Genomic DNA, 21,982 nt, shown 5'->3' on the forward strand with positions numbered 1-21,982 from the left:
CAAATGGAGAACGACTGACTAATCTGGTCTCTCGCTATTTGGGATTCATGATGCCTCGTCCAGTGATCTTGCAACTGTCGACAAACTTGGAAGGCTTCCCAACCGTTCTAACAGAAATCTTCGAATGTCAGGTATCACGTTCGGCTTAACGCGATAAGCTCTGCTCCGGATTGATGTTGCGTTGCCTGCGTTCTGTCATGACACATTGGCTTTCTTGGTGGCGAACTGTTTGCTGCAAAATCTTCAACTTGTCCTGAAGCGCCTCGAAGACGGAACGTTGTGCGGGAGACACACGATTGACGTTGTCACTGTCGCCGCGCAGGATTGCATTGCGCCCGAACCTGAGATCAAGGGCGCGGCTGACGCTTGTAAACTCCCGACGAACATGCGGTTCGAGCGAACCGGCGAGGATATCAGGCCGTGCGTCCTTTTCTTGCATCGCGGCTGTGATGCGACGGAGCTCTTCACCGGCTTCTTCTGACAATCCGGGAATGGCGGTTGCCATCTGCTGACGCTCTGCGGCGATTGCTGTCGTTGCAGCCTTCAGGGCTGAGGCCCAGCCCGATCCCAGCGAGCGGACACTTGCCTGCACATCCGGCACGGCTTCCAGTGCTGTCTTTCGCTCGCGGCCACCGGCCAGAAGCCTGTCCCTCAGCCGACTGGAGCCGCGCAGGGCACCATAGGCCGCAGGATCATTGGCAATGGCTGCCGCAATCCGCCCGCCCGCAATGCCTTTCCGGATCAGTGCCTCGATCGTATCGACAGCACTGGCGGGTTCCCGCCAGAGATGAGAGGCCGTTTTGGCAAGTGCCGTTCGGTTATGGCGGTAGTGGGCTGCCGCGGATGCCCTCTCGCGCGCCTCAACCTCCACCGGGGTTGTAAACCCTGTCACGGCAGAAAGCAGCGGCGGTATGTTGCGAGCTTTCGAGCCCTGCCCGATATTGCCAGTCGGCCGGGTCCGGGACGAACCCGGAGAATTTCGATCCACGGACATCCGGGCTGTCGGATTCTGTATGGGGAATCTTCCGGATTGCCTCTCATGACAAGAGATCCTGCGTTCCCGATCGATTGCCAAACCGAGCGCCGCACCTGCCCGCTCCCACAGCATTGCCACCTGCTGGCGCTTTTGTGCCAGCCACGCCAGCTGGCGTCGTGCTCCTGCCCCTGTTTCGGCCATCACTTCGGCAAGTGCTTCAATGCCACGCCTGCGGGCAAAGTCCCGGACATGTGCCTGGTAGCCAGCCTCGCCAGCAAAATCCAGCGTCGTGGTTTTGGCGCCCGAACGCCCGAGGCGTCTGGCCAGTTGCCGGAACAATTCCGGCGTGTGGCTTTCCCCTTCAATGCTTTTGCGGCGGACATCTGTGACTTCATGCAGCCTGGCCGTCCAGACATTGCGTTCAACCGTGCGTTCCTCAAGGCGTCTTTCACCGCCTTGCGCATCAGGGACTGCAATTTTTACCTTCACGGTCTCGACGCCATCCTTGCGAAGCGTGACCATATCACCTCTGGAAGCTCCCGCAGCCGACAGGGCTGCCGGCAGACCGACACCCCAGAGGCGATGGACCTTCCCGCCATCAACCTGCACATCGGCATAGGGCGTATCATTCGTGTCCTCATCCCCGGGCCGGAATTTTGTCACCCCGGTTTCGACCAGCTCGCCGGTGATCCCCTTCGCGTGGTCAACAGGGGCCTTGTCCTCGCGTCCGGGCCTGAAGTCCTCGCGTGCAGCATAAAGATCAGCCCTGTGACGATGGCGGGTCATGGACACATAGGTCAGGTGCCTGTCCATCATGCCGCTGGCAAGCACAAGGGTCCGGTCGACCGTCGCGCCCTGCGACTTGTGGATGGTCACGGCATAGCCGTGATCGATGTTGCGGTAGCTGTCCTCACTGAGAACAATCCCGCTGCCGCTGTCGAGCCGGACAGAAAGAAGCGGCGCGCGCAACGCATTGCCGGTCGAGACCACCGTGCCGAACATGCCGTTCCTGACATATTGCGGACTGTTCCCCCCTGCACGCGGTTCGAGGAAACGGGCGTTCTCGAGAAAGATGATCCGGTCGCCTGCAGCAAACTCCCGCATGCCCCGCTCCGTCCGGAAGCTGCGCGCGCCATCGAGCGCTCCCTCTTCCCTCATCACCTTGCGCAAGGCTTCATTCAGCCTGTGGACATCCCTGTTGGTGTGCGCCAGCACCAGCAACGCATCACCCCGCAACTGGCCACCACCGTTTGGTGCTGCGATCCCCTTCCCGGGCCACACGCCTCGTCCCGGCTGTGATGGCGGGATCAGTTTCCGCCGCGCATCCGTCCAGTCCCTGACCAGACGCCCGATCAGTGCATCCCGGGTTTCCGCCTCGACCAGATGCCCGCGTCTGGCGTAGATCTCCAGTCCGGCTGCGGTGTCGCCGCGGGCGAGGTGACTTGAGGCATCACGTGCCCATTGATCCTGTTGCCGGCGCACACCGGCAAGTTCGGCAGAACCGATCCGTTCCGCTATTGCCCGGAAAGCCGCACCGGCCCCGATCGGCTGAAGCTGCATGGCATCGCCGACCAGAACAACCTTGGCGCCAGCCTTTTCTGCAGCATCCAGCACACGTGCCATTTGCAACGACGAGACCATGCCTGCCTCGTCAATCACGAGGATGTCACCGCGCATCAGCCCGTCACGCCGGTTGTTCCAGGCATGCTCCCACGCGGCAAGCGTTCGCGATCTGATACCGGAACTCTCCTCCAGCCCCTCGGCAGCCTTGCCGGAAAGTGCCGCGCCAAGGACACGGTGATGCCCGCGCTCCCAGGCAAGGCGTGCAGCTGCAAGCAATGTCGACTTGCCCGTACCGGCAAGACCGACGACAGCAGCGATGCCGCTGTCGCCCGTCACATGCCGAATGGCTTCAATCTGCCCGGGATCCAGCCTGAACGGCTTCAGCGGATTGTCCCCCTCGACGAAACGCACTGCGCCCGCGCGTCCTGCGTCCGAAATCCCGAACCCCCTCCTCCCCGACAGGATATCGGCTGAACGCATCATGTCATGTTCGGTGCGCAGGATCTGGCGGGTGGTGAAGATCGCCGGTTCCGTTGCCTCGCCAGTCACCCGGCCATTCACACGACCAGTCATCGGGCCAGTCATCGGGTCGGCCTGCTGCGGTTTCAGGAGCACCAGATCAGGAGAGGCCATCAGTCGTGCACGGATGTTGGCAAAGTCTGCCGCATCATCGACGTAGCGGTGTATCACCCTTGCGATATCCTTCTCGTCAAAGGTGGAGCGCTCATTGCCGAGCTGCCTGAGGAGAGGCCCCGGATCGGCAAGCAGCCGGGCGGTCATTTTCTGCCGGCGTGCCAGGTCGGCGGGTGCAAAATACATCTCGACGCCCTTGCGCATCATCGCCGACTTTCCGGGTCCCAGATGCCGCTGGGCAATCCCCTCAAGTCCCTGTTCGGCATGGGAACGACCGTCAAGGCGGATGTCACGGCCAGCCAGTGCCAGATACCGGCTGGCCGTCTGCGCCCAGGCGATCTTCCATGCCTTCATCGTCTCCCTGTTACCCGCCCAGACTGTGTAGACGATCCTGCCCTTCGGCTGGTCCCCGGCCGCCACACGCAGTGGCTTTCCGTCATCGCCGGGGACAGGCATGACCTTGAGGCCGAACCCTTGCGCTGTCAGGGGCCTGAGCGTTGTCAGAACATGTACATGTGGATTGCCGTCCCTGTCGTGATAGACCCAGTCGGCGATCATGCCCCTTGCGGTCAATTGGTCTCTCACAAACTCACGCACCAGGGCGATGTTTTCCTTAAGCGTCAGTTCCTCCGGCAGTGCCATAATCAATTCGCGGGCAAACTGTGCGTTCACACGCGTCTCAAATGCGTCAACCGCATTCCACAGTGTCTCGCTTGCCGCAGCCACCGTTTTCCCCTCGATTGCAGTCTGCAGCCACGCTGGAATATCTTCCGGCAAAGCCAGTTCTTCATGGACCAAATCATCGTCGCCGCGATAGTTAAACAAGGTTCCGGTCTGTTCGTCTCTCATCCGGGTGCGATGACGATAAGAGGCCGCAGAGATAATGTTACGTCCTGCCCCTCTGCTGATCATCTGCGCTCGCACGAACATGATCGCCACAATATTCTCCTGTCCATTTGACAATGCCAGCGACTAGGCTCCACTAGAACAAACGTCCGAAGACAGCCCCATAGGAGAAACGTCACCCAACGTTGACCGTCGAGATGATTAAACTATAAATATTTTATATAGTCAAATTTGAGTTTAGGTAGCTTTCTGCTGAAGAAAGACCGTCAGTACCGGACGAAAATGCATGAACTTACAAATCAGCCAAATACGCAAACATGAAAATATTCATACAGTTAATCTCAATCATAGAATTTCTCTATGTATGAACAGGCAGGTAGAGATCTCATCTCGTAGATCTAATCGTGCGGAATCCAGATAAGCGGCTTCAAGTGAAGGCAAACATATCCCTGTTCAATACCGCTCGCGGAAAACTCAATTTCGAATAGCAATTGTGGCTCGCCCCTAGCCATCTTCCGTTGATCAGAAGTTTCTTCAGGCTGATAGAAATGGCGAGACACCAGGCAACATCAACGATGTATTAGCGCTTGCGCGATGGCCGCAAAACGATGTTAGAGGCACTGGATTAACGGCACGAGAAAATTAGCCTTGTTCCTTTGCCTTGACAAAACCTGTAACCTTCAGCCAGAAATGAACAAATAGTGAACATGAAGGGTGAATGCAATGCGTATCACAGGAAAGCTCGACTATCTGGAAATGCCCGCGGCAAACGGATCGCTTGATGCGACGAAGAGTTTCTATGCACGGGCCTTTGGCTGGTCTTTCACAGATTATGGCCCGACCTATTCAGCATTTTCGGAAGGGCTGGATGGCGGATTTGACGCCGATGGGCAAGCTACGGCAAAGCCTTTGCCCGTACTCTTCGCTGCGCGGCTGGAAAGTGCGCTGGAAGCGGTTACCGAGGCGGGCGGCACTATCGTAAAGCCCATATTCTCTTTCCCCGGCGGACGGCGTTTTCATTTCACCGATCCGGCCGGAAATGAACTGGCTGTCTGGAGCGACCGGTAATTCCGTTTGCGGTGGCAGTATATCGAGCTTTAGTGAATATGCTCGACGGAAGCGCGATCTACCGTTTCCATCTGCAAGGTGGTGTGGTGGAGATCAAACTTTTCCTGCAATACCTGCTCAACCGCGCGACGCACGATCTCGCTGTCTGCCCCATTGGCCAGCACGATATGCGCAGTCAGGGATTTCTGGTTCTTGGTCAGCGACCAGACATGAAGATCGTGGAGGTTCCCCACACCGGGAACCGCCAGAACGGCTTTCTGCAGATCATTCAGGTCCAGTCCAGCCGGAACCCCTTCCAGCAGAATATTGATGCATTCCTTGAGCAGAACCCATGTGCGCGGAAAGACCATGAAGCCGATACCGATGGCGATCAGGGAATCCACCCATTCCCATCCGGTCAGATAAATGACCACAGCGCCGATAATCACGCCGATGGAGCCGAGCATATCCGCCCAGACCTCCAGATAAGCGCCCTTGACGTTGAGGCTTTCATCCTTGTGCCCCATCAAGACCCGCATGGACATCAGGTTGACGATCAGGCCAAGCACGGCAACGACCATCATGCCCACGGACTGCACATCGGCGGGGCGCGAAAGTCGTTCATAGGCTTCATAGAGGATATAGAAAGCCACACCCAGCAACAGAAGCGCATTGACCGTTGCCGCTAGAATTTCAAAGCGGGCATAGCCATAGGTGCGAAGGATATCAGCTGGCCGTCGGCCCAGATAGATGGCGATCAGGGCAAGGAGAAGCGCAAAACTGTCTGTCGCCATGTGCATGGCATCGGATAAAAGTGCGAGACTGCCGGTGACGAAACTGCCGATGATCTCGGCGATCATGAAAAGACTGGTCAGCGCAAAGGCGATCCATAGTCTCGGAAGCGGGGTATCGCTGACGTCTCCATGGTCATGATCGCCGCTCATACCGCCCTCCTTAGAGATTATGTTTAGCTTGCTTCGCGAAGCTGTTCCGCGGTCTGCAAGTCCACCGAAACGAGTTGGCTCACACCCTGTTCGCCCATGGTCACGCCGAAGAGACGGTTCATGCGCGCCATGGTGATCGGGTTATGCGTGATGACCACAAAGCGCGTTTCGGTCGAAGCCGCCATTTCATCCATCAGATTGCAGTAGCGCTCGACATTATGATCATCGAGCGGTGCATCCACTTCGTCCAGCACGCAAATCGGTGCCGGATTGGTGAGGAACACCGCAAAAATGAGCGCCATGGCCGTCAGCGCCTGCTCGCCGCCAGACAGCAGCGTCATGGTCTGCGGCTTCTTGCCGGGCGGACGGGCGAGGATTTCCAGACCGGCTTCCAGCGGATCGTCGCTTTCGATCAGTTGCAGTTCAGCCGTGCCGCCGCCAAAGAGATGCGTGAACAGGCGCTGGAACTGTACGTTCACCACGTCGAACGCAGCCAGCAGGCGTTCGCGTCCCTCGCGATTGAGGCTCTGGATCGCCTGGCGCAGTTTCTTGATCGCCTCAATCACGTCTTCACGCTCGGAGACGATAGTATCGAGGCGTCCGGAAAGTTCCTCCTGTTCCTCGTCGGCGCGCAGATTGACTGCACCGAGCCGCTCCCGCTCAATCTTCAACCGCTCCAACTGGCGTTCAAGCTGATCGGGATCGGGCAAAGCCTCATCCGGCCTTAAACCCGTCTGGCGAATAGCCTCGTGCGGTGGACAGTTCAGCGCTTCGGCGATCCGGGCTTCGGCATCCTTGCGTCGTTCTTCTGCCGCTGCAAGACGTTCTTCGGCACGCGCACGCTGTTCGCGACTTGCCGCCAGTTGCTGGATGGCAAGGGTCGCCGTCTTGTCGAGTTCCGCCTGCGCAGCCTCAGCCTCGGCCAGAATATCGCCAGCCTGTTTTCGAAGAGCATCAGCCTGCGAAAGCTCGTTCAACAGTGCCCGGCGGCGGCTTTCGATTTCGTCAGGCGCTTCCGCAAGCGCCTCCGCCTCATCCGCCGTTTCCGCACGGCGATCATTCAAGGCTGCGATATGGCGGTCAGCATTTTCGGCGCGGGATTTCCAATTGCGGCGCTCCAGCGCAATCATTTCCAGCCGCCGTTTGCGAGCATCAGCCTCGCGCCGCAGCCCATCATAGGCGGCGCGCGCTTCTGCCAGAGCCGTGCGGTCCGACATGACTTCGCTGCTCAATGCGGCAAGGCGTTCGCCAATCGCATCGATATCCGGCATTTCGCCAAGCCGCTCTTCGGCTTCCGTGACACGGATCTGCGCTTCTTCGAGATTTTCTTCCAGATGCGCCTTGCTGTCTTCCAGACCGGCACGGCGTGTTGCCAACTGGCCTGCTGCACGTTCCGCAACCGCGAGAGCCTCACGCGCTTCATCAAGCTTGCGCTGGTTGGCACGCCATTGATCGCGTGCAACACGCTCCTGCTCTACAGCCTCGCGGACGCAGGCCTCTATGCGTAGCACATCCTGCTCGGCCTGTTCGACGCGCCTGCGCGCTGCAATCGCTTCCTGTTCTAGTTCCGCCAGCCGGTTTTTTTGTGCCAGTCGCTGGGCTGCCGGGGTCGGCGCATCGGCGCTCGCTGTATAACCATCCCAGCGCCAAAGCGCACCAGTTTTGCTGACAAGCCGCTGGCCGGGCCGCAACATGGCCTGCAGGCGCTTGCCTTCACTTTCCGAGACAACGCCGACCTGTGCCAGTCTACGGCGCAATTGCTGCGGGCCTTCTACCAGCCGATCCAAAGGTGTCACGCCGTCGGGCAGAGCGGGATCGGCATTGGCTGCGGGATTGTAAGCCCAGTAGACCGGCGCGTGTTCATCGCTGGCTGCATCGAGATCTTCGCCGAGTGCCGCACCAAGTGCTACTTCATAGCCTTTCTCGACACGCAGTTCTTCCACCACTGGCGGAAATTGTCCCGTCTCGCCCGCATTTAGAATGCGGGCCAGCGTCTGCGCTTCCGTTTCGATACGGTTCAGCTCCGTGCGCGCTTCGCTCAAAGGCTGGCGGCTGGCAGCTTCCGCTTCGCGTGCACTTGCAACAAGCTCTTCCGCGCTGGCAACCAGTTCCTCGGCCGATGCCAGTGCTTCCGTGCAACGGTCGACCACGATCCGCTTTTCCGCCGGATCGAACAGGCCACCGATCTGTTCCGCGACAGCAGCAATGTCGCGCTCGATCGCTTCCATCTGGACAGAAAGGCGGTCACGACGATCACGTGTTTCCTTCAATGCCCGTTCGATCTGCACGCGCTCTGCGACAGCTTCGGCACGTTCAGCCGTCACGCGGGACAAAGCGTTCTCGCTATCCTGCAAGCGAACTTCCGCTTCCTCAAACAGTGCATGCAGTTCCTGATCACGCTCGCCGGATTCTTCGGCGGAAACGATCAGTTCCTGTTCTTCGTCATCGAGACGCGCCAGAATATCGGCGTTCTCACGCATTATTTCTTCTTCGCGCGCGATGTCGGCGGAAAGCTGCTCAAGACGCTTTATCAACTCTGCCCGGCGAGCACGAAGACGGTCACCTTCCTCATCAAGCTGAGTTCTGGCGATGGAAAGACGCTGCAATGCGGCGGCGGCTTTCGCTTCAGCCTCACGCAGTTCGGGCAGTTTGTGCGCGCCGACCGCCTGTACTTTCGCCGCGTTCATCTGGGCTTGCGCCATGTCACCGACAGTCGAGGTTGCCTGCGCCAGAGCGCTTTGCGCCTCGCCTTCCTGCATCTTTGCCTGCGACCAGCGCAAATGCAAAAGTGCGGCTTCCGCTCGGCGAATATCTGCGGAAAGTGCCTTGAAGCGGTTCGCCTGACGCGCCTGACGTTTCAGACTTTCGATCTGGCTTCCAAGTTCGCCAACCACATCGTCCAGACGCTCGAGATTGGTTTCAGCAGCACGCAAGCGCAGCTCGGCCTCATGACGGCGCGTATGCAGGCCCGAGATGCCAGCCGCTTCTTCCAGAAGCGCACGACGGGCTTGAGGCTTTGCCTGAATAAGCTCACCAATACGCCCCTGCCCGACCATCGACGGTGAACGTGCGCCGGTGGACTGGTCCGCAAAGAGAAGTTGCACGTCCTTGGCGCGCGCTTCCTTGCCATTGATGCGATAGACCGATCCCGACTCCCGTTCAATGCGGCGAGAGATCTGCAATTCGTCCGCATCATTGTAAGCTGCAGGCGCGGTGCGGTCAGAATTGTCGAGAAAAAGCGTGACTTCCGCAGTATTGCGTGCGGGCCGCGTGGCCGAGCCGGAAAAGATCACATCGTCCATGCCGGAGGCGCGCATGTTCTTGTATGAGTTTTCACCCATCACCCAGCGCAGCGCTTCAACCAGATTGGACTTGCCGCAGCCATTCGGGCCGACGACGCCGGTCAGTCCGCCTTCGATGACGAACTCCATGGGCTCGACGAAGGATTTGAAACCGACAAGGCGCAGCTTGGAGAAGCGCATCAGAATGCCCCTCCCAATATGACTTCAGAAACGCAAAAAGCGGGCGCAGAGGAGCGCCCGCTTTTCGATCTGAAAAACGGATTAGAGAAGCTTGTCGATGATTGCCGACATTTCGTCAACCGAAAGCGCTCCAGCGTATTTTTGTCCGTTAATGAAGAAAGTCGGCGTTGCACTCACACCGAAATCCTTCGATCCACGCTCCATCGTTGCTCTCACATCATCGAGAACTTGCTGGTTCGTCAAGCAAGCCTTGAAGGACTCCTGTGTAAAACCGGCAAGTTTTGCAATTTGTAGGAGAGCTGCTTCACCATCTTCAGCGGTCGCCCACTGCTGCTGCTGCTTGAAGAAAACGTCGACCATAGGGAAGTAACGGTCTTCCGGTGCGCAGCGTGCGAGCATGAAAGCGGCGGTCGCGCGCGGATCGAACGGGAACTCACGGAAGATGAGCCGTGCTTTGCCCGTATCGATATATTTTTCCTTGATTTTCGGGAATGTATTGATCGTGAAATCCGCGCAGTGCGGGCAGGTCAGCGATGCATATTCAACGATGGTGACCGGCGCATCAGCCTTGCCGTAGACCATGTCCTTGAGCTTGCCGGGTTCGGCAATCTTGGCCGCATCGACAGTGCCTTCAGGATCGCGCTGCTGCGCATTCGCGCCACCGGCAAAAGCCAGCCCGGCAGCGGCCGCTCCAGCAAGAGAAATAACGTGTCTGCGATTAAACGCTGCAGGCATCCGAATCATCCAGTCCTGTTTCAATAGTTGACTTCGACACACAATCTAAAGCGGCAGGCCGCACTTCGCTAGACCCACAGCGTTCACATGAAAGTCAGCACCTTGGATTATTTGTCTTCAAATTTGCGACAATAAACCAGGATGCCAAACACAAACTGCTGAAAGCTTGCATCAAATTTATGGCAGCGAGCCAAATTCAACTATCCTTGTCTTTTCGACCCGCTGTCCGCTTCTCTGCGAGAATGTTCTTGCCAAGGCGCGCAAGAGCTGCACGAAGCGCATCGTCTTCGATACCGTCCGTAGCCTTTTCGATGCGACGCTCTTCGGCAGGCCCAAGCGGTGCCAGCCGCTTTACGCGGCGCTTGACCGGGATGATCGGCGGCTTCTGCTCGATGCGAATGCGCCCAACTGCGGAGAAGCCGAGAAAGCCATTGATGCGGCTGATGATCTCGCCTGTTTCATGCTGAACCTGCAGGGCTGCGAACCCTTCGCAGGCTATAATCAGCGTTGCAGGTGAAAACGGATCATCCTCGCGCAGACGACGCGGCCAGATAATACGCAAAGGGCGTGAGGTTGCGCCGATGGCGGGACCGACAATATCTTCCCATGACTGAAGCAAGGCGAGATTGATACCGGCACGCTTTTGCAGCATCGGATCCACCAGACCCGAAGCCATATCTGCCAGCGGTCTGAAACCGCGTCTGGATGTTGGTTCGCTCATCGCGCTCCATTATAGCCGCGAAACCATTCCACAAACAAAGGAATACCCTGATCGAGCGTGGTTTTCGGGCTAAAGCCAAGGTCACGTGCAGCAAGTGCTATGTCGGCATAGGTGCGAGGCACATCAGCAGCAGGCATCGGCTCCAGCTTGCGTATCGCTTCCTTGCCGGTCGCTTTTTCAATCGCGGCAATAAAATCGTTGAGCATGACCGGCCGATTGTTGCCGAGATTATAAACGGGCGCTGTATCTTCAGGCTTGGCGAGAATACGTCTCACCGCGCCAATCACACCACTGACGATATCCTCCACGAACGTGAAGTCCCGCTGCATCTCACCATTATTGAACACGCGGATCGGCTCGCCTTTAAGGATCGCGGATGTGAACAGCCACGGCGCCATGTCAGGCCGCCCATAGGGACCGTAGACCGTAAAGAAACGCAAACCGGTGGAGTAGAGTTTGTGCACGTGACGGTATGAGTAGGCCAGTAATTCGCCGGAGCGCTTTGTTGCAGCATAGATCGAAACAGGGTGATCGACAGGATCGCTTTCGGAGAAAGGTACCTTTTCATTTGCACCATAGACCGATGATGAGCTGGCATAAACGACAGGCGGACGCTTCTCCATTCTCAATGCGGTTTCGAAAACGGTTATCTGCCCCTGCACATTGGCAGAAATATAGGCCGTTGGGTTCTCAATGGAATATCGCACACCTGCCTGTGCTGCGAGGTGCACAATGACATCCGCATCTCGATCAGAGCCGATTGCCGTGTTGAACGCTTCTGCATCGGAGATATCTGCCTTCGCAAACCGGAAGCTGTCACGCATATGAAGCTTGGAAAGGCGGGTTTCTTTCAATACGACCGGATAGTAGTCGTTCACATTGTCGATGCCGATGACCTGCCAGCCTTCATCCAGCAAACGCTGTGCCGTATGAAACCCGATAAATCCGGCTGCACCCGTTACAATCGCTTTCATGCCGGTGATTTCTTTCCAAAAATATACGAAGTGAGTCCTGTGCGCCTTGCCGCCATGACCCGCCGAGATGCAGCAGCGTTCAATGCTGCGAGGAAGAACATGGTCGAGGATATGGTGACCTCGTGCAAAAGTGGATTGTGCAACATGCCGTAACTGCCACACACCACCGCGAAGTAAACCAAGGCTCGCCGCATCGCCCAACTGTCGGCAGTTCGCCACAGATAGACGAAGATCGAGATAAAAGCGCCAGCCATGAAGATGAGACCGACAATGCCATCGTTCAGCAATTCATCGAGGACCGTATTGTGCACATGGCGGAAACCGTCCAGCATCGCAGCCTTGTCTCCCGCCTCAGCCCGCACATATTCCATTTTTGAATAGGAACCAACGCCTGTAAACGGGTGCGCCACGATAACACTGGACGCGCTTTTCCACATTGCCTCGCGGATATCAGCAGAAACCTTATCCTCCCAATTGGAACTATTGCCGGTGTCGTAATATTCAACCATTCCGGAAAACCGTTTGGAGATTATATCGCCGACGGGACCGACAACGACAAGAGCCGCGATTGCTGCAAACAGTACAGCGTAAGCCGCTCCCTGTTGCCTGATGCTGAACCGCCTCAGGAAAATAAGGATTTCTACGGCTGCAAATATCGGCAACACCACGATGACTGCTCGTGTTTCAGAGGTCAAAACTGCGGTGAACCCCAGAACCAGCCAATGTGGACCGTTCGGCAAGTAGCGCGGGGCCTTGCGCAACGGAATTGCAGCTGAGATCGCGGCCACTGCTGCAACAAATGCAAAAACTGCCTGATTGCCACCAACGCCAATACGCCCGCCATTAGTAACGGCAAGATAAAGCGCGACGATAACAGCAAGCAAAGTACCCACACGTGAGCCAAGAACATAGGCTCGCAATGGATCGCGAACGAGCACCATTCCTGACCCGGCAAAAGCGAAAATTGTGATCAGCAGAGTATAGCCGATCTGTCGATTGTCCTGGAAAGGCTCACCGCGAAACAGGATCAAACCCAATGACCAGACGGCATATAAAATTATAAAGAGATAGAATTTCTTGGCGAACATACGCGTCGTTGCGTGACGTCCGCAGGCAAGATAAATACCGATGCATGAAAAGATGAAAAGTATCAGCGGTCCAAGCCCGATGCGAACGGGCATGGCTGCCGACGCAGCCCCGATGACCCAAGAGTCCACTCGGCGACGCATCAGAAAAGACTTTTTAAAATAACTCAACCCTGGCCCTCTCTTAAGCTCTTCTTATGAAGAGCGTAGGCGATTCGTCTGGCATAGTCAGTTGCTCGAAACAAAAGGGTGCTTATCCTTTTGTATGCCGGTAGTCGCTTCTTGGCGTAGGTAGCGCGCCCCTGAGCAATCGTAGAAATCGCGATATCGGAAAACTCGACGACCGGCTTGTCGGTCGTAAAAATTTGATACGCGCCAGCCCACCCTCTTTCCAATGCGACATCATAAGGCAGTCGCATGGGACGGAGTGCCTTTAGCATTTTCGACGCACCTTCACGGGTTACGACATATGCCGCTGAACTACCCAGCGGACCATGCAGGCAGCGACCTATGGAGAACTGATCGTCAACTCTTTGAAAGGATCGAAACGCAGCTACTCTGTGATTAACAAGCTTCATCGCATCCCAACCCGTCACCTTCGTCAAATGCGTCAGGAACGGTTGAAATGCAGAGGTAAAAACGACGTCGTCTTCCACGATAACAGCGAACGGTTCTGGCGCGATGGCTATGGTTTCCAATGCCCCTATATGGCTGAAATAGCAGCCGATTTCCGCAGGCAACGCCACTTTACCATGCCAACGGCGGAATCCTGCATCATCAAAATCCGTCAGTTCTTCCGGAGACAACAGCTTGCCCTCGACGGCTTCCACGCGCCGGAGTTCGATCGAAAGCGCATCCGCATTGGATTTCAACCTGTCCCAGCGATCCCGTGACCGCGCAAGATTGATGACATAGACAGGTACAGAATGGTCCACTTATTCTCTTTCCAATGGGGCACATCAGGAGACTCATGCGAGACTTCTAAGCTCTAGGCTCCGATATGCACAGCATTGTTTCTATCAATTGTAAAAATAAGGCATTAATCAGAATGCAGCCCAACTGTTAACCGATGCCTTTTTCATGCTAAATTCTGTCCCTTCCGATCAAAGCACAAAGCTCCTGCGCTGGTATGACCGACACCATCGCGTTTTGCCGTGGCGTGTAGGTCCTGCCGAACAGGCATCCGGCGCAAAACCGGATCCCTATCGGGTCTGGCTCTCCGAAATCATGCTTCAGCAGACGACAGTCGAGGCGGTCAAATCATACTTCATGAAGTTCGTTGAACGCTGGCCTTCAGTTCAGGCCATGGCACAGGCAAGCGAAGACGATATTCTGCGGGCATGGGCCGGGCTCGGTTATTATTCGCGTGCGCGCAATCTGAAGAAATGTGCTGACGCCGTAACCTCGCAGCATAGCGGTAGATTTCCGGACAACGCCATTGCATTGAAGGATCTGCCCGGCATCGGGGATTACACCTCCGCCGCGATTGCAGCAATTGCCTTTGGCGAAGCGGTTGCCGTCGTTGACGGCAACGTGGAGCGTGTAATTTCACGCCTTTACACAATCGACACGCCCTTACCCGCAGCGAAGGCGGAAATCCGCGCACTTATGGGGCAATTGACCCCGAACGACCGGCCGGGAGATTTCGCTCAGGCTATGATGGATCTAGGTGCCACCATTTGTACGCCGCGACGCCCGGCCTGTGGGATCTGCCCGCTCAATGATGATTGCATGGCTCTCAAATCTCGAGATCCGGAGACGTTTCCGGTCAAAGCGCCCAAAGCGGAAAAACCCGTTCGCACCGGCGCGGCATTCGTCGCCATTGCGGGAGATGGTTCAATCCTCCTGCGCAAGCGAAAGGGTGAAGGATTGCTTGCCGGGATGACCGAGGTTCCGGGCAGTCACTGGACCGCGCGTATAGACGGAGATGCAACAATCGATGCAGCACCGTTCCCGGCACAATGGACCGCTGCCGGTTCAATCACGCATGTTTTTACGCATTTTGAACTGCGATTGTCGGTCTATCGCTCTGAGAATGTAAGTAAGGCTTTGTCCACCGAGGGGTGGTGGTCCCAACCAGATGAGCTTTCGGACGAAGCACTGCCAACCGTCATGAAAAAGGCGATCACCGCTGCCATACCAGAAGCTTTCAAACAAGGGAGGAGAAACCATTGAGTAGTCCCGTCAAGCACGTTGTCTTCGATATCGGTAAGGTCCTGATCCACTATGATCCTGAGCTGGCCTATCTGGATGTCATTCCCGATGCTTCGGAACGGCGTTGGTTTCTGGAAAACATCTGCACCAGTGCATGGAATATCGAGCAGGATCGCGGCAGAACCTGGCAGGAAGCGGAAAAATTCCTGATCAATACATATCCGGAGAAAAGCGATCATATCCGTGCCTTCAGGCAAAACTGGAACCGCATGGTTCCCCATGCGTACGAGGACAGTGTCGACATTCTGCACGGCCTGATCGACAATGGTAATGACGTCACCATGCTGACGAATTTTGCTTCAGACACTTTCCGCGAAGCGCAAACACGCTTTCCATTTCTGACAGAAAGCCGAGGTGTTACCGTATCGGGCGACGTCCGCATGCTGAAGCCTGACCGGGAAATCTACGATTATCACGTTGCATCGTTCGACCTCGATCCTGCGGCAACGCTTTTCATCGATGACACGATGCACAATGTGGATGGCGCCAGACAGGCCGGATGGCAGGCCCTGCATTTTACGGATGCGGACAAGCTGAGCGCCGATTTGAAAGCATTGGGCCTCACTTTCTAAACCTAAAATAGCGAAGGCGCCCGAAGCCGATGCTTCGAGCGCCTCACTATCAGACTATGCTGGAGGCCGTCCGATAACTTGTCGTTTGCGCATCTTATCCGAAAACCGCTTCGCACCTTTCGGGATGTGCTTTAAGCGCCTGCAATTGCCATCTGGTCGCGAATGACCTTGCGCAAGGCATCAATTGGCTTCAGCGCGCCGTTTTCCTCGTAGTGCCAGAAAGTCCATCCGTTGCAGGCATCAAAGCCCTGAACCTTTGCACCGATACGATGGATTGAACCCGCTTCACCGTTGGCAGCCAGCGTACCATCGGCGCGAACAATGGCAGCAAAACGGCGACGTTCATCACAAAGCACCGTGCCGGGGCGAAGAAGGCCAGCTTCGAGAACGCTGGTGAACGCCACGCGCGGTTCGGCCCGCTTGCCGGTCATCACCGTCAGTTCGGCCTTGCCGAGTGGTTCTACAGCATGAATGCGCGCTGTTGCTGCATCGATATAGCTCTGCTCGCGTTCGATACCGACGAAGTGGCGTCCGAGGCGCTTGGCAACCGCACCCGTTGTCCCGGAACCGAAGAACGGATCGAGAATGACGTCGCCTGGCTTGCTAGAGGCCATCATGATGCGGGCAAGCAATGCTTCCGGCTTCTGGGTTGGATGAACCTTGTCGCCATTTTCGTCTTTCAGGCGTTCGGAACCGGTGCAGATCGGGAAGAGCCAGTCCGAGCGCATCTGTACGTCGTCATTGGCGGCCTTCATCGCTTCATAATTGAAGGTATAGCCTTTGCCCTTCTGATCGCGCGAAGCCCAGATCAGCGTTTCATGGGCGTTCTGGAAGCGCCGGCCGCGGAAATTCGGCATCGGGTTCGTCTTGCGCCAGATGACGTCATTCAGGAGCCAGAAGCCGAGATCCTGCAACTGCGAACCGACCCGGAAGATGTTGTGGTAGGAACCGATGACCCAGATGGTGCCATTCGGCTTCAGGACACGACGGCAGGCCATAAGCCATGCACGCGTGAAGGCATCATAAGCCTGAAAGCTCTCGAACTGATCCCAGTGATCGTCAACTGCGCTGACCATCGACTGATCGGGGCGATGCAAATCGCCACCCAGCTGGAGGTTATAGGGAGGATCGGCAAAAATGACGTCCACGGAATGATCCGGCAGGCGTTCCAGAGCCGCTACGCAATCACCTTTGATGATGGAGTCAAGCCACGCGGTACGCGGAGCCTCGATGGGCAACTCATGTGCAAGACGTACAAGAGACATGGGATACTCGATTACCTGTGGACGCAAAAAACTTGTCCTTATGGTTACCGGGCAGGGTAAATATGCAGTTAACGCCAAGTGATTGAAATCGTAAATCTTTTCTTAATCGAGGAGGAAAGTCCGCAGTTCCGGGCTTTTCAAGGTTAATTGACATTCGACATTTTGCCGCCCGTCATCTTAACGCCGTGATCGCTATGCAATTGTAACTTTAACTTCTGGCCCTTGATAAGGCTTGGTTATTCCTTTTTGCCTATAATCGGCAGTCAACTTCTGAATTTGCGTGGCGGGCATGCGGGCCGCCCGCGTGCCCGGTGTATTTTATGATGAATATCGCTGAACTGCGACATAACCGGTATTTGCGGGTTCTCTTTGTACCCTTTCGCATGCGTGCACTGGTTCGCGGCAGCGAAATAGGTCTCGTTATAGCTGGTACCGTCATCGGCATTATTTCAGGGCTGATGGTTGCAGCGATTGGCAGCATTTCCCAATGGATGCATCAGGCAATCTTCGCGCTTGAACCCGGCGAGAAACTGAGCTCGGCGGCATCACTGCAACCCAGCGCCTATATCGCGCCACTCGCAGGCGGCATTTTGATGGGGATCGTGATTTGGGTTCTCGCACGCTGGCGCAAACGCCCCATCGTCGATCCTATCGAGGCGAATGCGCTCCATGGCGGACGTCTCTCGCTGACAGACAGCTTCATTCTCGTCGGACAAAACCTGATTTCCAATGGATTTGGCGCATCGGTCGGGCTTGAAGCTGCCTATACGCAGCTTGCGAGCGGTTTCGCATCCCGTATCGGCCGGGCGCTCAAGCTTCGTCGCGCAGATTTGCGAACACTCGTCGGCTGTGGTGCTGCCGCTGCCATTGCAAGCGCCTTCAACGCCCCGCTGACTGGTGCATTCTATGCATTCGAACTCATCATCGGCGTCTATTCGATTGCCACGCTGGCGCCCGTGGTCGTGGCAGCCATAGTTGGTGCACTGGTGACCCAGGCAATCGGTGGGGCGCCGTTCATCATCGATATCGGTCAGATAAACGACATCACGCCGCGCGACTACGTGCCAGCACTCGTTCTGGGTTTCTTTTCGGCAGGTATTGCAATTCTCATCATGCGTGGAGTCACTTTTGTTGAAACGGCCGCCCGACGCAGCGTAGTGCCCAATGTTTTGGCGCCAGCAATCGGTGGTGCCGTTGTCGGTATGATCGCATTCTTTTCTCCGCAGGTTCTGGCATCGGGCCACGGAGCGTTGCACCTCGATCTGAATGCAAACATTACAATACCGGCATTGTTGCTGCTGATCTTCACCAAGTCTCTCGCTTCCGCCGTCTCCATCGGTGCTGGCTTTCGTGGGGGCTTGTTCTTCGCATCGCTATTTCTGGGGGCACTGACGGGCAAGCTGTTTGCAGCCGTGGCCGGAGCAGTTTTACCTGCCGGTTTGGCACTTGCGCCTGAAGTATATGCAGTTATCGGCATGAGCTCACTTGCCGTCGCCGTCGTTGGCGGTCCGATGACCATGACCTTCCTTGCATTGGAACTTACCGGCGATTTTCCAATCGCAATGCTAGTCCTCGGAGCTGTCGTCTCGTCCTCGCTGATGGTGCGGAAGACCTTCGGTTACTCCTTCGCAACATGGCGTTTCCACCTCCGTGGCGAGGCCATCCGGTCCGCCCACGATATCGGCTGGATACGCAATCTAACCGTAAACCGGATGATGCGTCACGATGTCCGGACCGTCCTGATAGATACCGACATCGAAACATTCCGGCATGATTTCCCGCTAGGATCGACCCAACGCGTGATCGCGGTCGATGCTGAAGGACGCTATGTCGGCATGATCCCTGTTCCGGAAGTCTATTCCGACAGCTTCGACACATCCGACGGAGAGCACAATATCAGCGAGCTTCTCAAATATCAGGATGAGTTCCTGTTGCCGCAGATGAATGCCAAGGAGGCCGTCGCGCGTTTCGACCGGGCAGAAAGCGAAGCGCTGGCTGTTGTAAACAATGCGCAGGAGCGCAAAGTGCTCGGTCTTCTCAGTGAAGCGCACACGCTGCGTCGCTACAGCGAAGAACTGGACCGGCGACGCCGTGAAGTTTCCGGTGAGGTCTGAATTCGAACCAGCCGCGATTTGACGGCTTCGCCATAAAGGTGTAGCTCAATCGCGGTGTTTCCGGCTGCTGCCGGTGCCCACTCCTCCCAATAAAAAGGCTATGATCATGGCGGCACCGTCCCTCATCATTTTCGATTGCGATGGCGTTTTGGTGGATTCCGAAATCATCGCGGCAGAAGTCGAATCCGCCCTCCTCACCGAAGCTGGTTATCAGATCGCAGCTGATGAAATGGCCGAGCGTTTTGCCGGTCTGACGTGGCAGGATATTCTTCTGACGGTAGAGCGCGAAGCCGGAATTCCACTTTCAGCATCGCTTCTCGACAAGTCTGAAAAGATTCTGGACGAGAAACTCGAGAACGAAGTTCAGGCGGTTGAGGATATCGTGGAAGTGGTCTCGGCGCTAAAGCTGCCGAAGTGCATCTGCTCTAACTCGACCAGCCATCGGCTGGAAAGCATGCTGAAACGTGTCGGCCTTTACGAACTATTTGTGCCGAACATCTTTTCGGCCAAGGAAGTCGGCACTAAAAAGACCAAGCCTGCGCCAGACGTGTTCCTTTATGCGGCCAAGCAATTCGGAGTCGATCCGAAAGATGTCATCGTGATTGAAGATTCTGCACATGGCATTCAGGGCGCTCGCGCCGCTGGCATGCGTGTGATCGGCTTTACGGGTGGTGCTCACACCTATCCGGGGCATGCCGACAAGCTGACCGATGCCGGTGCGGAAACCGTCATCCATCGCCACAAGGACCTGCCGAGCGTTATCGAGGCCCTGTCCGTCTGGACCGATGCCTGAGTGAATTAATCCGACGCCTGGCTTTTGTCAGGCGGCGGATTGCTTGTTGCGCCCCTTGGGCGGAGCATTGAGAATTGCTAGAAGCTCTTCGGCTTCGCTCTCCGAGAGGCCGATCAGCATACGGGTTCCCATGATGACGGGTTCGCCAGTGGACGTATCGAAGATCGCCCAGGTGTCCGTCGGCTCGAGAATGCGTTCATATTTGTGTTTCATGAGAACACACTAGCGTAAACCTGTTGCCATTCATTTCACGCAGGCAGTCGCATTTAATTAGAATTTTATCGATCCGCATTTTTCTACAGACCATTTCATTCAAACAGATCTCGATACAGCTTTCCTACGCTTTTGCCTGGCTTTGGGCGAACCGGTGGTTACCAGCGTCACGGCGTCATCGGCACGCATAGGTTTGCCATAAAACCAGCCTTGCGCAGTCATCGGCGTTTTCATCTTGCGGAAATAATCAGCCTGGGCTTCTGTCTCGATCCCTTCAATGACAAGGTCAAGATTATGCTGCCGCGCCATCGATATGATCTGCGGAACGATAGACACCGTCTGACTATCAGTACAGACGGTGCGCGTGAATGCCTTGTCAATTTTGATCGCATCAATCTGTAACTCGCCAAGATAGGCAAGGCTTGAATAACCCGTTCCGAAATCGTCGATATAGACCCTGTGGCCCTGTTCACGAAGCCGTCTGATTCCTTCCGACGCTTTCGAGAAATCCACCGCTGTACGTTCTGTAAGCTCAAGACCGATCTGGCTGGGATCGATACCTGCATCGCGCAGTTTCGGCTGGATACTGTTCTGGAAGAACGACGCCTGGACGTCACTCGCAGTAATATTGATATTGATCTGAATGTTCCGGTTGCGACGGAGCAAATCCCCCATCTCCTCGATAACACGTTCGACGACATAGGCTGTTACCCGGCCGGCCATGCCTCTCTCTTCTGCTTCCGCGATAAATACGTCAGGCGGAATCAGATCACCGGTTTGCAGCTGCCAACGCACCAAGGCCTCAAAGCCTGTCACTTTAGCATCTGCCACATTGACCACCGGCTGGTAGACCATCTCAAGCTGCTGGGCATTCAGCGCTTTGTTGAGCATGGAAGCCAGAGGACGCTCGCGATTACGATAAGCAAACCAGCTCAAGCCAAGAGAAGCACTGATAATCAGACCAAAACTGATTGCTATGAAGGATTTCCATCGGGCTGACGCACTGGAATTGTCCAGCCGCACTTCGAGAGCAATGCAGATGCCGGTGTTGTCATCGCAACGATATTCCGTGATGATTTTTCTCAAAACATCGTATTTTCGCCCGAGGTCAGTGAAATTCGGGGCTGGCAGATTGCCTGAGGGATAGCCGTAAAGGCGTGCGAAATGTTTCAGATCCGCGTCGCGCATATAAACAGCGAAGCCGTATTGCGGCGTGTGGAGTAGATCGAATGCAACAGAACTTAATACAACATTGGCCCCGCCATTACCGATCACCGAACCAAGGCTGCCCGGTGTAATCAGAGATCTCTCGCCATAAACATAGGTGCCATCGCTCAAATGAATGTCGGCAGGCGATCGGCTTGGCTGCTCTGGAATATCGCTAAGAAGCGTCGAACAGATCAGGCGATCTCCACGGAACCTGCCAATATCTTTGATATGATATCCCGAAAAAACCAGCTTGCGCAGATAGGTCATTTCTTCCGCGGAGCACATTTTATAGGGGGAACGATTGGCTGCGTCGATTGTTTCGTGGGCCGAAATGGCCAGACGATTAGCATGAGCAACCAACGCGGCCATGTAAATATTCATGTGCCGCTCTTCATCGACTATTCGAAATCTGTTACCTACCCACTGCCCGAAAGCTGCACCTAGAAACAGCATAAAAAGCAAAATAAGCGGAACAGGCTGTAGAAGTTTACTGTGATCAAATCGCATATGATCCGTGCCCCTAGAATATATCACAGTATGCCCGGGTATTAACGTCTCCAGCTATCGCTGCCGCCTAATGATGCCACTAAAAACCC

16 protein-coding genes are annotated in these 21,982 nt (G+C 55.9%); 5 read left to right on the forward strand and 11 right to left on the reverse strand.

Annotated features, from left to right (window positions below):
* Nucleotides 1-145: 145 nt before the first annotated feature.
* Nucleotides 146-4,111, reverse strand: a complete 3,966-nt coding sequence (traA, locus tag AC1RHM_RS15280; protein WP_492332577.1) for a Ti-type conjugative transfer relaxase TraA — start codon at nucleotides 4,109-4,111, stop codon at nucleotides 146-148.
* A 630-nt stretch (nucleotides 4,112-4,741) separates the two neighbouring features.
* On the opposite strand from traA, the gene AC1RHM_RS15285 reads away from it, so the two are divergent.
* Nucleotides 4,742-5,086 (forward strand): VOC family protein, encoded by a 345-nt coding sequence (locus tag AC1RHM_RS15285; RefSeq protein WP_043062658.1) that lies wholly within the window; start codon nucleotides 4,742-4,744, stop codon nucleotides 5,084-5,086.
* A 29-nt stretch (nucleotides 5,087-5,115) separates the two neighbouring features.
* Here the strand turns inward: AC1RHM_RS15285 and AC1RHM_RS15290 are convergent, their stop codons facing one another.
* From AC1RHM_RS15290 to AC1RHM_RS15320, 7 genes are all read right to left on the reverse strand, one after another.
* On the reverse strand, nucleotides 5,116-6,009 hold the full coding sequence (locus AC1RHM_RS15290; protein ID WP_492332578.1) for a cation diffusion facilitator family transporter: 894 nt from the start codon (nucleotides 6,007-6,009) through the stop codon (nucleotides 5,116-5,118).
* Between the two features lie 23 nt (nucleotides 6,010-6,032).
* The gene (gene smc, locus AC1RHM_RS15295) at nucleotides 6,033-9,491 is read right to left on the reverse strand and encodes a chromosome segregation protein SMC (protein ID WP_492332579.1); all 3,459 of its coding nucleotides are present in this window, start codon (nucleotides 9,489-9,491) and stop codon (nucleotides 6,033-6,035) included.
* Between the two features lie 81 nt (nucleotides 9,492-9,572).
* The gene (locus tag AC1RHM_RS15300) at nucleotides 9,573-10,226 is read right to left on the reverse strand and encodes a DsbA family protein (RefSeq protein ID WP_010658427.1); all 654 of its coding nucleotides are present in this window, start codon (nucleotides 10,224-10,226) and stop codon (nucleotides 9,573-9,575) included.
* A 196-nt stretch (nucleotides 10,227-10,422) separates the two neighbouring features.
* Nucleotides 10,423-10,947: a DUF721 domain-containing protein gene (locus AC1RHM_RS15305; protein WP_010658426.1), complete on the reverse strand. Its 525-nt coding sequence runs from the start codon at nucleotides 10,945-10,947 to the stop codon at nucleotides 10,423-10,425.
* Nucleotides 10,944-11,921, reverse strand: a complete 978-nt coding sequence (locus tag AC1RHM_RS15310; protein WP_492332580.1) for an SDR family NAD(P)-dependent oxidoreductase — start codon at nucleotides 11,919-11,921, stop codon at nucleotides 10,944-10,946. Before AC1RHM_RS15310 ends, AC1RHM_RS15305 begins: the two co-directional genes overlap by 4 nt.
* Nucleotides 11,918-13,138 (reverse strand): O-antigen ligase family protein, encoded by a 1,221-nt coding sequence (locus AC1RHM_RS15315; protein ID WP_235822938.1) that lies wholly within the window; start codon nucleotides 13,136-13,138, stop codon nucleotides 11,918-11,920. The genes AC1RHM_RS15310 and AC1RHM_RS15315 overlap by 4 nt, the downstream gene beginning before the upstream one ends.
* A gap of 35 nt (nucleotides 13,139-13,173) precedes the next feature.
* Nucleotides 13,174-13,941 carry a glycosyltransferase family 25 protein gene (locus AC1RHM_RS15320; protein ID WP_010658423.1) on the reverse strand — a complete coding sequence of 256 codons (768 nt, stop codon included), beginning with the start codon at nucleotides 13,939-13,941 and terminating at the stop codon, nucleotides 13,174-13,176.
* Nucleotides 13,942-14,086: 145 nt separating this feature from the next.
* Between AC1RHM_RS15320 and mutY the strand changes: the two genes are divergently transcribed.
* Nucleotides 14,087-15,181 (forward strand): A/G-specific adenine glycosylase, encoded by a 1,095-nt coding sequence (mutY, locus tag AC1RHM_RS15325; RefSeq protein WP_492332581.1) that lies wholly within the window; start codon nucleotides 14,087-14,089, stop codon nucleotides 15,179-15,181.
* The gene (locus AC1RHM_RS15330) at nucleotides 15,178-15,792 is read left to right on the forward strand and encodes an HAD family hydrolase (RefSeq protein WP_492332582.1); all 615 of its coding nucleotides are present in this window, start codon (nucleotides 15,178-15,180) and stop codon (nucleotides 15,790-15,792) included. Before mutY ends, AC1RHM_RS15330 begins: the two co-directional genes overlap by 4 nt.
* A gap of 131 nt (nucleotides 15,793-15,923) precedes the next feature.
* Here the strand turns inward: AC1RHM_RS15330 and AC1RHM_RS15335 are convergent, their stop codons facing one another.
* Nucleotides 15,924-17,057 (reverse strand): site-specific DNA-methyltransferase, encoded by a 1,134-nt coding sequence (locus AC1RHM_RS15335; protein ID WP_492332583.1) that lies wholly within the window; start codon nucleotides 17,055-17,057, stop codon nucleotides 15,924-15,926.
* A 323-nt stretch (nucleotides 17,058-17,380) separates the two neighbouring features.
* On the opposite strand from AC1RHM_RS15335, the gene AC1RHM_RS15340 reads away from it, so the two are divergent.
* Together AC1RHM_RS15340 and AC1RHM_RS15345 are read left to right on the forward strand one after the other, a co-directional pair.
* Entirely contained in the window at nucleotides 17,381-19,171 is a 1,791-nt protein-coding gene (locus AC1RHM_RS15340; RefSeq protein ID WP_029925486.1) for a chloride channel protein, read from the forward strand.
* A 106-nt stretch (nucleotides 19,172-19,277) separates the two neighbouring features.
* Nucleotides 19,278-19,964 carry an HAD family hydrolase gene (locus tag AC1RHM_RS15345; RefSeq protein ID WP_010658418.1) on the forward strand — a complete coding sequence of 229 codons (687 nt, stop codon included), beginning with the start codon at nucleotides 19,278-19,280 and terminating at the stop codon, nucleotides 19,962-19,964.
* Between the two features lie 27 nt (nucleotides 19,965-19,991).
* Here the strand turns inward: AC1RHM_RS15345 and AC1RHM_RS15350 are convergent, their stop codons facing one another.
* The gene (locus AC1RHM_RS15350) at nucleotides 19,992-20,177 is read right to left on the reverse strand and encodes a hypothetical protein (protein WP_010658417.1); all 186 of its coding nucleotides are present in this window, start codon (nucleotides 20,175-20,177) and stop codon (nucleotides 19,992-19,994) included.
* 99 nt (nucleotides 20,178-20,276) lie between these two features.
* Nucleotides 20,277-21,893, reverse strand: a complete 1,617-nt coding sequence (locus AC1RHM_RS15355; RefSeq protein WP_162998247.1) for an EAL domain-containing protein — start codon at nucleotides 21,891-21,893, stop codon at nucleotides 20,277-20,279.
* Nucleotides 21,894-21,982: the final 89 nt, after the last annotated feature.

Source organism: Brucella sp. GW823-FHT04E01 (assembly GCF_058796175.1).

Bases quoted from the DNA above. Each gene is read 5' to 3' on its own strand.
- smc (WP_492332579.1), bottom strand. From the start codon at position 9,491: ATGCGCTTCTCCAAGCTGCGCCTTGTCGGTTTCAAATCCTTCGTCGAG.
- AC1RHM_RS15285 (WP_043062658.1), top strand. From the start codon at position 4,742: ATGCGTATCACAGGAAAGCTCGACTATCTGGAAATGCCCGCGGCAAAC.
- AC1RHM_RS15345 (WP_010658418.1), top strand. From the start codon at position 19,278: ATGGCGGCACCGTCCCTCATCATTTTCGATTGCGATGGCGTTTTGGTG.
- AC1RHM_RS15310 (WP_492332580.1), bottom strand. From the start codon at position 11,921: ATGAAAGCGATTGTAACGGGTGCAGCCGGATTTATCGGGTTTCATACG.
- AC1RHM_RS15340 (WP_029925486.1), top strand. From the start codon at position 17,381: ATGAATATCGCTGAACTGCGACATAACCGGTATTTGCGGGTTCTCTTT.
- AC1RHM_RS15335 (WP_492332583.1), bottom strand. From the start codon at position 17,057: ATGTCTCTTGTACGTCTTGCACATGAGTTGCCCATCGAGGCTCCGCGT.
- AC1RHM_RS15305 (WP_010658426.1), bottom strand. From the start codon at position 10,947: ATGAGCGAACCAACATCCAGACGCGGTTTCAGACCGCTGGCAGATATG.
- AC1RHM_RS15300 (WP_010658427.1), bottom strand. From the start codon at position 10,226: ATGCCTGCAGCGTTTAATCGCAGACACGTTATTTCTCTTGCTGGAGCG.
- AC1RHM_RS15355 (WP_162998247.1), bottom strand. From the start codon at position 21,893: ATGCGATTTGATCACAGTAAACTTCTACAGCCTGTTCCGCTTATTTTG.
- AC1RHM_RS15290 (WP_492332578.1), bottom strand. From the start codon at position 6,009: ATGAGCGGCGATCATGACCATGGAGACGTCAGCGATACCCCGCTTCCG.
- mutY (WP_492332581.1), top strand. From the start codon at position 14,087: ATGCTAAATTCTGTCCCTTCCGATCAAAGCACAAAGCTCCTGCGCTGG.
- AC1RHM_RS15350 (WP_010658417.1), bottom strand. From the start codon at position 20,177: ATGAAACACAAATATGAACGCATTCTCGAGCCGACGGACACCTGGGCG.